This is a genomic window from Tabrizicola sp. (assembly GCF_031377265.1).
In the GTDB taxonomy this organism is placed as follows: Bacteria; Pseudomonadota; Alphaproteobacteria; order Rhodobacterales; family Rhodobacteraceae; genus JAUYQR01.
In genome coordinates this window covers 1-11,177 of the sequence record NZ_JANMET010000244.1, presented here as the reverse complement: position 1 = coordinate 11,177, position 11,177 = coordinate 1, and the positions used below count along the sequence as shown (strand labels likewise).

At 65.0% G+C, this 11,177-nt stretch carries 11 protein-coding genes and 1 pseudogene; 5 read left to right on the top strand and 7 right to left on the bottom strand.

Going from position 1 to position 11,177, the window contains the following annotated elements:
- Window positions 1-386, top strand: a 386-nt coding sequence (locus tag RMO18_RS14160; protein ID WP_405054082.1) for an AMP-binding enzyme, incomplete at its 5' end; no start/stop codon positions are given.
- Window positions 374-1,462 (top strand): thiolase family protein, encoded by a 1,089-nt coding sequence (locus RMO18_RS14155; protein WP_309666741.1) that lies wholly within the window; start codon window positions 374-376, stop codon window positions 1,460-1,462. The genes RMO18_RS14160 and RMO18_RS14155, both read left to right, overlap by 13 nt.
- On the opposite strand, the gene RMO18_RS14150 is transcribed toward RMO18_RS14155, so the two are convergent.
- The 4 genes from RMO18_RS14150 to RMO18_RS14135 all read right to left on the bottom strand — a co-directional run bounded on the left by RMO18_RS14150 (window position 1,451) and on the right by RMO18_RS14135 (window position 4,288).
- Window positions 1,451-1,993, bottom strand: coding sequence for a biotin transporter BioY (locus tag RMO18_RS14150; protein WP_309666739.1), 543 nt, complete (start codon window positions 1,991-1,993; stop codon window positions 1,451-1,453). The two genes, RMO18_RS14155 and RMO18_RS14150, sit on opposite strands and share 12 nt — an antisense overlap.
- Before the next feature lie 31 nt (window positions 1,994-2,024).
- On the bottom strand, window positions 2,025-2,627 hold the full coding sequence (locus RMO18_RS14145) for a CbiQ family ECF transporter T component (protein ID WP_405054081.1): 603 nt from the start codon (window positions 2,625-2,627) through the stop codon (window positions 2,025-2,027).
- Window positions 2,599-3,336 (bottom strand): ABC transporter ATP-binding protein, encoded by a 738-nt coding sequence (locus RMO18_RS14140; protein ID WP_309666737.1) that lies wholly within the window; start codon window positions 3,334-3,336, stop codon window positions 2,599-2,601. The genes RMO18_RS14145 and RMO18_RS14140 overlap by 29 nt, the downstream gene beginning before the upstream one ends.
- Before the next feature lie 115 nt (window positions 3,337-3,451).
- Entirely contained in the window at window positions 3,452-4,288 is an 837-nt protein-coding gene (locus RMO18_RS14135) for a hypothetical protein (protein WP_309666736.1), read from the bottom strand.
- A gap of 96 nt (window positions 4,289-4,384) precedes the next feature.
- On the opposite strand from RMO18_RS14135, the gene RMO18_RS14130 reads away from it, so the two are divergent.
- Window positions 4,385-4,786, top strand: coding sequence for a MarR family transcriptional regulator (locus RMO18_RS14130; RefSeq protein WP_309666735.1), 402 nt, complete (start codon window positions 4,385-4,387; stop codon window positions 4,784-4,786).
- Window positions 4,787-4,840: 54 nt separating this feature from the next.
- On the opposite strand, the gene RMO18_RS14125 is transcribed toward RMO18_RS14130, so the two are convergent.
- The gene (locus RMO18_RS14125; protein WP_309666734.1) at window positions 4,841-5,101 is read right to left on the bottom strand and encodes a glycine zipper 2TM domain-containing protein; all 261 of its coding nucleotides are present in this window, start codon (window positions 5,099-5,101) and stop codon (window positions 4,841-4,843) included.
- A gap of 284 nt (window positions 5,102-5,385) precedes the next feature.
- Complete coding sequence (locus tag RMO18_RS14120; RefSeq protein ID WP_309666733.1) at window positions 5,386-6,663, bottom strand: 4-aminobutyrate--2-oxoglutarate transaminase; 1,278 nt, start codon at window positions 6,661-6,663, stop codon at window positions 5,386-5,388.
- Window positions 6,664-6,869: 206 nt separating this feature from the next.
- Between RMO18_RS14120 and dprA the strand changes: the two genes are divergently transcribed.
- Both dprA and topA read left to right on the top strand, forming a co-directional pair.
- Window positions 6,870-8,024 (top strand): DNA-processing protein DprA, encoded by a 1,155-nt coding sequence (gene dprA, locus RMO18_RS14115; RefSeq protein WP_309666732.1) that lies wholly within the window; start codon window positions 6,870-6,872, stop codon window positions 8,022-8,024.
- A gap of 97 nt (window positions 8,025-8,121) precedes the next feature.
- Window positions 8,122-10,746 (top strand): type I DNA topoisomerase, encoded by a 2,625-nt coding sequence (topA, locus tag RMO18_RS14110; RefSeq protein WP_309666731.1) that lies wholly within the window; start codon window positions 8,122-8,124, stop codon window positions 10,744-10,746.
- Window positions 10,747-10,748: 2 nt separating this feature from the next.
- On the opposite strand, the pseudogene RMO18_RS14105 reads toward topA, so the two are convergent.
- A pseudogene (locus tag RMO18_RS14105) lies at window positions 10,749-11,177 on the bottom strand (choline ABC transporter ATP-binding protein); the annotation flags it as partial.

The window sequence follows — 11,177 nt, the reverse complement described above, 5'->3', positions numbered from 1 at the left end:
CGGAATGGTCGGACGGCTGGCTGTCGGTTGGCGAAATCGGGCGTCTGGAAGCGGGGTATCTGTACCTTGCCGGCCGCTCCGGGCGGATGATTACGGTTGCCGACCAGAACGTGTTTCCCGAACAGATCGAGGCGCTGATGCTGACCCTGCCAGGGGTCCGGCAGGCCGCCGTTCTGCCGGTATCCGACTGCCTGCGCGGAGTGGTTCTGCTGGCCGTATTGCAGGGTGACCCAATGGCTGAGCCCGCAATCATGGCCACGCTGCGGCGTGAGCTTGGGCCGCTCAAGGCCCCGAAAGCGTTGATATGGCGACAGGATTGGCCAACCCTTCCGTCAGGCAAGACTAATCTTGTGGCGTTGCAACGGGGGCTTGCATGGCCCATCTGATCGCAGCACGGCGCAGTGCGGTGGTTCCGCGCGGTGGCGCCTTTGCCCGCCTGTCGATCGAAGATCTGGGCGCGCCAGTCGCCTTGGCTTGCCTTGCTGCTGCGGGGATCGCGGGTGCCGAGGTCGATGAGATCATTCTGTCCAACGCGCTGGGGGCCGGTGGCAATCCGGCGCGGCGGGTGGCGCTTGCGGCGGGTTTGCCGGAACGGGTGGCTGGTTTGAGCATCGACCGGCAATGCGCGGGCGGCCTTGACGCGATCCTGCTGGCCCGGGCGATGATCGACAGCGGCATGGTCGAGGTGGTGCTGGCGGGCGGCGTGGAAAGCTATTCCCGTCGCCCGATCCGGTTGCGGACGGACCCCGATGGCGGCCCGCCCGCCGCCTATGATGAGGCCCCCTTCACCCCTTGGCCCGACCGCCACCCCGGCATGACCGACGCGGCGGATGCCTTGGCGCAGCGCCTTGGCATCACGCGGGCCGCGCAAGAGGCCTGGGCGGTGGAAAGTCATCGCAAAGCATTGATTGCAAATCATTCCACTGAAATCACGCCGCTGAACGGCGTGGCGCATGATGCCTTTACCCGAGCGCTAACCCCGGCCCTTGCAGCCCGCGCGTCAGTGGTCGTCGGCAGCATCACAGCTGCCACGGCGGCGGTCGCGGCGGATGCGGCGGCCTTTGTGCTGGTGGTGTCGGATCGGGTGGCAGCGCGATATGCCCGCAGCCTGAGGATTGCGGCCGGCGCAACCATAGGGGCCAACCCGCTGGAGCCGGGTCTGGCACCGCTGGTTGCAATCGCCAAGGTGCTGGGTGACCGCAGCCCTGCAGATCTGGCGATGGCTGAGGTAATGGAGGCCTATGCCGTGCAGGCCATGGCAACGGTCACCGCCGTGGGCCTTGACCCGCGCATCGTCAACCCAGGTGGCGGGGCGTTGGCGCGGGGGCACCCGATTGGGGCCTCCGGCACCATTCTTGCGGTGCGCCTGTTCCACGACCTGCGTGCGGGCTATGGACTTGCCGCTATCGCGGCGGCGGGTGGCCTTGGAACGGCGCTGCTGGTGGAGGCGTCAGGCGCGTGACAACAGCGACGCTGGGCGCATCCGTGCAAGGCTTTGGGTAATCATCCCGGCCAGCACCGCCTTCACAGCATCGCCGGGAAGGAAGGCGATGGCAAGGTAGGACGCCTCAGTCAGGCTTTTATCCAGCATCACCGACATGCCGATGATTCCAAAGACATACAGCACGCCAATGCCGCCAATCACTGCACCTGCGGTTGCCGCAAGGCCAGGCGAAAGTGTCGTGCGCTGCATCACCCAACCGGCAACAAGCGCAGCGACCGGAAAGCCCAGCAAAAAGCCAACCGACGGCGATGCAAAGACCCCAAGGCCGCCCCGCCCGCCTGACAACAGCGGCAGGCCCGCCGCCACCAGCACCAGGAACAGCACCACCGCGAGCGCCCCGCGCCGCGCGCCAAGGATTGTGCCGCACAGCATCACGCCAAGGCTTTGCGCGGTGATCGGCACGCCGGCTGCAAGGTCGATCTTGGGCACCAGACCCAGCACCGCGATCAGGGCTGCGAACAGGGCGATATGGGTCAGGTTGCGTTCCAAAAGCGGGCTCCGATGTGCAGGTTTGCGCCCTTTAACCATCTCCGCCGCGTGCCCGCAAGGCCTCGGCCGCGCGATCCGCGTCGTCAAGTGCTGCCAAAGTGGCGGGCACCAGCACCCGCCAGCGCGGCCGTATGGCCGACCGTGCTGCCCAGGCATCGGCAATCTGCCCCATTCGGTCTGCCATCAGTGGAATGAACCGGATGACCAGGGCGATCGCCAGGGCAAGCCGACGGGGCTTCAGTCCGAAGACAGCCAGAGGGCGCGCAAGGGTTTCGATCACGTGGATCATGTCTGACAAACGGGTTGTCATCGTCACGAGATTTGCCGCAGCAACGGCGGCGATCATCCGCAGGACCACCACGCAGCCTGCCGCATAATCACCTGTCCACCCATGCCACAGACCGACTATCACGATGAACGGCACCAATGGCCGCACCATGCGCAGGCCGTGCGCCAGAAACACCGCACCGCCAGTGGCCTGCAGGGTCACCACCGCAGCCAGTGCAAGGCCAAGCGGCAGCGGGGTGGCAAGCCAGAACAGGAACAGCGTCCATCCCGACAGGACCGCAAGCTTTATCCCCGCAGGCCAGCGATGCGCCCAGATTTCAACCGGTGATGTCAGTGTCAGAATCACGCTCTCCGATCCTTACCATCTCGGCGGTGAAGGCGGGCAGGATGGCGTCTGGCGGGCCGTCGGCGTGGATGCGACCGGCCTCGATCCACAGCACGCGGTCGGCCTGTGCGACGCTGGCAGGATCGTGGCTGATGGTGATCAGCCGTTGTGGCAAGGCGGCAAGGCGACGGGCGAGGCGCAGTTTGGTGGGCAGGTCCAGCCCGGCAAAGGGTTCGTCCAGCAGGATCGTCCGTGGCTGCATCAACAGGACCGACAACAGGCACAGATAGTGCCGCTGGCCTTGGCTGAGGGCAGAGGTGGGCACGGCCCCCCAATGCGCGCGCCCGTCTGCGGCCAGGGCCTCGCGGGCGGCGCGCAGGGCGTCATCTGTGGTGCGACCTTGCTGGCGCAAGCCGAAAGCAAGTTCTTCTTCGCCGGTGGGGAACAGGATCTGGTGATCGGGGTTCTGGAACAGGATGCCAAGGCCGGCCAGTGCCGATCGCCGATCCGCAGCGGGATCGAAGCCGTCAACCCTGACTGTGCCCATGCTGGGTGCGATCAGCCCGGCGATCAGGCGCAGAAAGGTTGTCTTGCCCGACCCGTTCCGCCCGATGATGCCGATCCGCGCCTCGGTCAGGGCAAGGGTCAGGTCATGCAGAATCGGGCGCCCCGTCAGGGTGACCGCCGCATGGTCGAGGACGATGCCGCTGGTTTGGGGTTCGGGGGGCATCGGGGGCCTTCGGTTAGGATCAGGCCCTTCTAGCGGCTGCCGAGGGGCGTGGGAAGGGGGGTAGTGGGCCCCATCTTACTCCAAGAAAAATACATAACATATTGAAATAGAATACTTATGCTCCTGCCTTAAGGTCTGCGAAAGGATATCCCAGCGGGTCTCTTTGCCCGCGCATCCAGCGGCCGACGTCATAGATGTCAAAGCTGAGGCAGACCGCCACCGCCAAGGCCAGTGCGGCGGCGTAGCCCGCCTCGCCCCCGGCAAAGGCCCCGCTGGCCAGCCCGGCCAGCAGCCAGATCAACAGTGGCGTCCAGGGAATCAGATGACCGATACCTGCGGCCCGCGTCAGCCCGCCGTCATGGAAAGCAAAGGCCAGCAGCAGCGGTCCAGTGGCCACGTACGCGGTGATGGTGACGCGGAACAGGTCGGACGGCATCACCGCAAAGGCTGCCAGAAACACGCCGTTCAGGACAAACAGCCAGATCTTGACCCAAAGCTTCATCGCCATCCACGAGGCGCCGATCTGCCGCCAATGCGCGACCGCCACCCCGCCGGATCTGGCACCGGGGCGCGTCAGGCCAAGCTGAAACAGCTGGGCCAGCCCGATCCCGGCCACGCCGGCCGCCACCGCGGCGGTCAGCACGATGCCAAGCCCGGTGGTCACCCAGACGCCACTGGCCAGCAGCGCCATCGAGCCCGTCCACCAGCCCAGATCGCCCAGCGAGAACCACATCACCTCGCCCCGGCGCAGTTGTGCCCGCCCGGCGGCCAGAACAAGATGCAGCCCGTTGAGCAAAAGGCCGATCCCGATGGCCCGCACCAGGCCCGTTGGCGGGTTGCCCAGCACGGCCACCACCGTGCCCGGCAAGATGGCGAACAACGCGCCAAAGATCAGGCAACTGAGGGCATTGAGGCGAAGCATCTGGCGCAGGCTGGTCATATTCCGTTCCATGTGTTGTAAATCACGTTGACGATATACCGGGATGCAATGATGTCAACAAGGTTTACAAAAGACGCACTCGAAACAGTCCCGCCCGCGCCGCTGACCGTGCTGACACAGACGGCGGCGCACTGGGTAATGCGGGGGGTTCTGGATGGGCTGCACCGGGCCGGATACGCCGGGATCAGCGAGGCGCATCTGGCGCTTCTGGGCAATCTGGATTGCGGAACGACCAAATCGGCCGCGATTGGCCAGCGTATGGGCATTTCGCGGCAGGCGATCTATCGCACCGTCCGCGAGATGCAGGCGCTGGGGCTGCTGCGGCTGGAGGAAGACCCCGAGCGGGGCAATCAGAAACTGGTGGTGATGACGGCAGACGGCGAGAAGTTGGCCTTGCGGGCGCGGGCGATCCTTGCCGGGCTGGAGCAAAGCCTGTGCCGGCGGATCGGTGCGGATCGCTACGCCCAGTTCCGCGCCGCACTGGAGGCGGAGTGGGGCCCGGCAGAGTAATCCGCCGGGATCAGAGGGGCGGCCCGCCCCGGTGGCAGGCCGCCCCCCGCCGTTTCAGCAATTGGCGATGAACCGCTGGCCGTATTGATCGCGGTAATAGCACTTGCCCTGCTGCGAGGCGGGACCGATGAGCGTGGAGGCCGCAACGCCAACGGCGGCCCCGATCAATGCACCTTTCGTGCGGTCTTCGCCGGACGAAACGGCGGCACCGACAGCTGCGCCACCAAGCGCGCCGAGGGCAGCGTTCTGATCCGCGGTCTGGCACGCGGACAGCGACAGGGCGGCCATCGGCAGCACGAATAGAAATTTGGTCATAGTTTGCTCCTTGCTGGTTACTCGCATCAGTGGACTAACGCCCGGCGACAGGGTTGGTTCCATATCCAAGTTTGATATCGGCAGATAATGGTAGCGCATCGGTTGCCTATCGGCGAGCAATCGCTGGTCTACGGCGCTTGCAGCCACGGAATTGGCTTGTTGACACATGTGCCCAGACGCTGTCCGAGCGGTGCCACAACTGTGGTCAGTCCGGTCAGCAGCCGGAATAGGACGCTGATCAGGCGCCAACTGACCCTTTCGCGACGCCGCTTGCGCAGTTGCGATCAGCCCTTGCGGGCGGCGGTGACCGCTTCTTCCAGGATGCCCATCGCCTCGGCGAAATGCGCATCCGGGATGGTGATCGGCGCAAGAAAGCGGATCACGTTGCCGTAAACGCCGCAGGTCAGCAGGATCAGCCCGCGCTTCAGCGCCTCGGTCCGCACCCGCCCGGTGAAGCCTGCGTCCGGTTCGTGGGTGGAGGGGTTGGCAAATTCTACCGCGACCATGAAGCCCGGGCCGCGGATATCGACAATCTCGGGTGTGGTAGAGCGGATGCCTTCAAGGCGCTGCTTCAGACGGCTGCCAAGTTCGTTAGCGCGGGCGCAGAGGTCTTCTTCCTCGATCACATCGAGCACGGCATTGGCGGCGGCGATGCCCAAGGGGTTGCCACCATAGGTGCCGCCAAGCCCCCCGGGGTGGGCGGCGTCCATCAGCTCGGCCCGGCCGGTGACGGCGGCCAGCGGCAGGCCACCGGCGAGGCCCTTGGCCATGGTGGTAAGGTCGGCGGCGACATCATAGCCATGCATGGCAAAGAGGGTGCCGGTGCGGGCGAAACCGGTCTGCACCTCATCGGCGATCATCACGATGCCATGCTCGTCACACAGCTTGCGGATGGCGCGGACCAGTTCCTTGGGCGCAGGGTAAAAGCCGCCCTCGCCCTGCACCGGTTCAAAGATGATCGCGGCGACGCGGGCGGGGTCGAGATCGGCCTTGAACAGCTTGGTGATGCCGGCCATCGCGTCTTCGGTGGTGATGTTGTGAATTTCCTGCGGGAAGGGCACGTGCCAGACATCCGGCATCATCGCGCCAAAGCCCTTCTTGTAAGGCTCCACCTTGCCGGTCAGCGACATGCCCATGAAGGTCCGCCCGTGGAATGCCCCGCCAAAGGCGATCACGCCGTTACGCCCGGTGGCGATGCGGGCGATCTTGACCGCGTTTTCGCAGGCCTCGGCGCCCGTGGTCACGAAGATGGTCTTCTTGGCAAAGTTGCCCGGCACGGCGGCGTTCAGCCGTTCGGCAAGGCGGATGTAGCTTTCATACGGCAGCACCTGATGGCAGGTGTGGGTGAAGCGCGTCATCTGTTCGGCAACGGCAGCCATGATCTTGGGATGGCAGTGCCCGGTGTTGACCACCGCAATCCCGGCGGCAAAGTCGATGTAGCGATTGCCCTCGATATCCCAGATCTCGGAATTCAAGGCGCGATCAGCGTAAATCTGCGTCATCATCCCGACCCCGCGCGAGATGGCGTCGTCACGGCGTTTGGCAACCTCGGCGTTCAACATGGTGATGCTCCTTGATGGATCCCGGCAATCGGATCACGTTTCTTCTGTTTGATCAAATTTCGCGGCCAGTTTCAATCCTTCTTGATGCAGGAAGTTCGACGGAGGCAGAGCCTCAGGCGGCAGTATTTGACCGAGGGCAATCGGGATTCAGGTTTCGTTAACCCTGTTCGGTCAGGCTTCGAATCAACACTGTGGCGGGGTGCCCGATGGCGGATGGTCAGATTTCAGCTGTGGCGCTGTCCGCAGGGCCGCAGACCGAGGCGGAGCGGCTGGACTGGCTGCGGCTGATCCGGTCGCGGCGGGTGGGGGCGGTGACCTTTCACCGGCTGATCGCCGAACACGGCACGGCTGCGGCGGCACTGGCGGCATTGCCGGGAATCGCACGCGCCTCCGGGGTGGAGGGCTATTCGATCTGCCCGGTTGAAGTGGCGCGGCATGAGATGCTTCAGGCCAAGGCTGCCCGCGCACGGATGCTGTGCCATGGGACGCAGGAGTATCCAGCAGCGTTGATGGACTTGCCCGATGCGCCGCCGGTGCTGTGGGCAATCGGCGATGTGGCGCTGCTGAACCGGCCCATGGTGGCGATGGTCGGTGCGCGCAACTCCTCGTCGCTTGGTGTGCGGATGGCGCGGCGGCTGGCCGAAGGGGTGGCGCAGGCGGGGTTTGTGATCGTGTCGGGGCTTGCGCGCGGCATTGATGCCGAAGCGCACCAGGCGGCCCTAACCTTTGGGACGGTTGCTGTGCTGGCGGGTGGTGTCGATGTGATCTATCCGGCGGAAAATGCAGGCCTTGCGGCCGAGATCGCGGCGCAGGGTTGCCTTGTTTCCGAACAGCCGATGGGGCTGGAACCGCAAGCGCGGCACTTTCCATTGCGCAATCGCATCGTGTCTGGTCTTTCCCGCGCGGTGATCGTGGTTGAGGCGGCGGCGCGGTCGGGTAGCCTGATCACCGCGCGCACCGCCTTGGATCAGGGGCGCGATGTGATGGCGGTGCCGGGGCATCCGTTTGATGCGCGCGCGGCGGGCTGCAACATGCTGCTGCGCGATGGGGCCACACTGGTGCGGGGGGCGCAGGACGTGCTGGAAGTGGTGGGTGCGGGTGTCGCCGCCAAAGCATCGACCCATGCCGAACCCCGCCTGCCGCCGTTGCCCGGTCCGGTTCCACAGACCCGACCGCTGAAGGACATGACGGTGTTGCACAGCATGATCTTGTCGCGTCTGGGCCCATCGCCTTTGGCCGAGGATCAGTTGGTCCGTGACCTGGCGCTGACATCAGCGCAGCTGGCACCGGAACTCCTCATGCTGGAACTGGATGGCCGCATTCTGCGCCAGCCCGGCGGCCTGCTGTCACGCCCTGACTGAGCGCCGAATGCGGCATCACTTCCGCCCCGGTTGACAAGGCCCACGCTTCCCCCACATGGTCACGCGCCATTCGGACGGCCCCGGGAGAAAGCGTTTCATGCCAGTAGTCGTTGTTGAGTCGCCCGCCAAAGCCAAGACGATCAACAAGTATCTCGGCCCCGCCTACACGGTTCTGGCCTCTTACGGCCATGTACGCGATCTGCCCGCCAAGGATGGGTCGGTCGACACCAATAATGGCTTTGACATGACATGGGAGGTTGCATCCGACAGCCGCAAGCATTTGAAAGCCATCGCCGAAGCGCTGAAATCCGACGATCACCTGATCCTTGCCACCGACCCCGACCGCGAGGGCGAGGCGATCAGCTGGCATTTGCAAGAGGCGCTGGCCTCCAGCCTGAAGAAGGGCAAGACGGTCAGCCGCGTCACCTTCAACGCCATCACCAAGGATGCGGTTACCGAGGCGATGAAGAACCCCCGGCAGGTCGATAAACCGCTGGTGGAGGCGTACCTCGCCCGCCGCGCGCTGGATTATCTGGTGGGGTTCACCCTGTCGCCGGTGCTGTGGCGCAAGCTGCCGGGCGCGAAATCGGCGGGGCGGGTGCAGTCGGTCTGCCTGCGCCTGATCGTGGAGCGCGAGCAGGAAATCGAGGCGTTTCGCGCCCGCGAATTCTGGACAGTGGCGGCGGTGCTGGTCACCCCGCGCGGCCAGGAGTTCGAAGCGCGGCTGACGGTGCTGGGCGGCAAGAAGCTGGACAAGTTCGATCTGGCCACGGCGACTGCGGCGGAACTGGCGGTGCAGGCGGTGAACTCTCGCGCGCTCAGCGTGGCGGCGGTGGAGGCGAAACCGGCCAGCCGCAACCCCTATGCGCCCTTCATGACCTCGACCCTGCAACAAGAGGCCAGCCGCAAGTTCGGCATGGGTGCCAAGCAGTGCATGAACGCGGCCCAGCGGCTGTATGAGGCCGGTCACATCACTTACATGCGCACCGACGGCATCGACATGGCGCCCGAGGCAGTGATGGCAGCGCGGGATGAGATCACCCGGCGGTTCGGCGCGGCCTATGTGCCCGATGCCCCGCGCATGTACAAAAACAAGGCCAAGAACGCGCAGGAAGCGCATGAATGCATCCGCCCGACCGATATGGCCGCAGCGCCGGAAAAGCTGCGCTTTGCGGAAAAGGATCAGGCGAACCTCTATGATCTGATCTGGAAACGCACCATCGCCAGCCAGATGGCAGCGGCGCGAATGGAACGGACGGTGGTCGATGTTGCCTCGGCCGACGGGCAGGTGGTGTTGCGCGCCAACGGCCAGGTGGTGCTGTTTGACGGCTTCCTAAAGGTCTATGACGAGGGCCGCGATGAGGAGGGCGACGACGAAGGCCGCCTGCCGCAGATCATGCAGGGCGAGGCGGCAGAGAAGCGGTCAGTCACCCCGAACCAGAGCTTCACCCAGCCGCCGCCGCGCTACACCGAGGCGACGCTGGTGAAACGCATGGAGGAGCTGGGCATCGGGCGGCCCTCGACCTATGCCTCGGTGCTGACCACCATTGTCGACCGCGAATATGCCCGCAAGGACAAGAACCGCCTGATCCCCGAGGACAAGGGGCGGCTGGTGACGGCCTTCCTGACCAATTATTTCCGCAAATACGTGGAATACGACTTCACCGCCGATCTGGAGACAGAGCTGGATGATGTTTCGGCCGGTGACCGCGATTACAAGGATGTGCTGACCCGGTTCTGGCGCGATTTCTCGGCGGCGATTGCCGAGACCGCGGATCTGCGGATTGGTGAGGTGCTGGAAAAGATTGACGAGTTTCTCAGCCCGCACCTTTACCCCTTGCGCGCCGACGGGTCGGACCCGCGTATCTGCCAGGTCTGCGGCACCGGGCGGCTGCATCTGAAAACCTCCCGCTCGGGCGGGGCGTTTATTGGCTGTGGGAACTACCCGGAGTGCCGCTATACGCGGCCGATTTCGGGCGGTGAAGACGGTGGCAATGGCGGCGACCGGGTCTTGGGCGAAGATGCGGACGGCCTGCCGATCAGCCTGCGCACCGGGCGCTTTGGCCAGTACGTACAGCGCGGCGAGGCGACCGAGGCGCAGCCAAAGCCGGGCCGGGCAAGCCTGCCGAAGGGCTGGGCGGCGGAAAGCCTGACGCTGGAACGCGCGCTGGAGCTGCTGTCCTTGCCGCGCGTGATCGGCCCACACCCCGAAACCGGCGCGTTGGTCGAGGCGGCGATCGGGCGGTTCGGGCCCTACGTGAAGCATGAAAGCACCTATGCCAATCTGCCGGATGTGGAGGAGGTCTTCACCATCGGCATGAACCGGGCGGTCGAAGTGCTGGCGCAAAAGGCGTTGCGCGGGCGGTCCACCGCCGCAACGGAACCGCTGCGCGAACTGGGGATGCACCCCGATGGCGGTGTGGTGCAGCTGATGCCGGGCAAATACGGCCCCTATGTCAAATGGGCCAAGATCAACGCGACCCTGCCCAAAGAACTTGCCCCGGAAACGGTGACGTTGGACGAGGCGCTGGGTTTGATTGCCGAAAAGGCCGGCAAATCAGGCAAGAAGGCTGCGCCGAAAAAGGTGGCGGCCAAGCCGAAAGCCGCTGCGAAGCCGAAAGCGGGTGCGAAAACTAAAGCCGCAGCAAAGCCCAAAGTGGCGGCCAAACCTGCCGCGAAAGCCCCCGCAAAACCGCGGGCCAAGACAGCAGCCGACGCCTGACCTCAGGCCCCGCGCGGGTTGATCAGGCGCGCCATCAGCGATGGTGCGCGGATCATCCCGATGGGTTGGCCTTTTTCCACCACCGACAGCTCGTCCGCTCCGTCCGACAGCAGTGTCATCACGGTCTTCACTGGCATCTCGCAGTCAACCGCAGCCCCGACGCAAACCCCCGGCTCCATCACATCCCGCGCGGTTAGCACCGCCATCGGGTTCATGTGGGCCACGAAATCCGCCACATATTCGCTGACCGGATTGGCGATGATCTCGCGCGCGGTACCACATTGCACGATGCGCCCGCCTTCCATCAATGCGATCCGGTTGCCAAGCTTGAACGCCTCATCCAGATCATGGCTGACAAAGATGATCGTGCGGTGCAGCTTGGCTTGCAGGTCCAGAAGCTCATCCTGCAACCGGGCGCGGATCAGCGGGTC

Coding starts and splice junctions, on each gene's coding strand:
- RMO18_RS14140 (WP_309666737.1), bottom strand. CDS start 3,336: ATGCCCCCCGAACCCCAAACCAGCGGCATCGTCCTCGACCATGCGGCG.
- RMO18_RS14125 (WP_309666734.1), bottom strand. CDS start 5,101: ATGACCAAATTTCTATTCGTGCTGCCGATGGCCGCCCTGTCGCTGTCC.
- dprA (WP_309666732.1), top strand. CDS start 6,870: ATGGCGGATGGTCAGATTTCAGCTGTGGCGCTGTCCGCAGGGCCGCAG.
- RMO18_RS14120 (WP_309666733.1), bottom strand. CDS start 6,663: ATGTTGAACGCCGAGGTTGCCAAACGCCGTGACGACGCCATCTCGCGC.
- RMO18_RS14135 (WP_309666736.1), bottom strand. CDS start 4,288: ATGGAACGGAATATGACCAGCCTGCGCCAGATGCTTCGCCTCAATGCC.
- topA (WP_309666731.1), top strand. CDS start 8,122: ATGCCAGTAGTCGTTGTTGAGTCGCCCGCCAAAGCCAAGACGATCAAC.
- RMO18_RS14155 (WP_309666741.1), top strand. CDS start 374: ATGGCCCATCTGATCGCAGCACGGCGCAGTGCGGTGGTTCCGCGCGGT.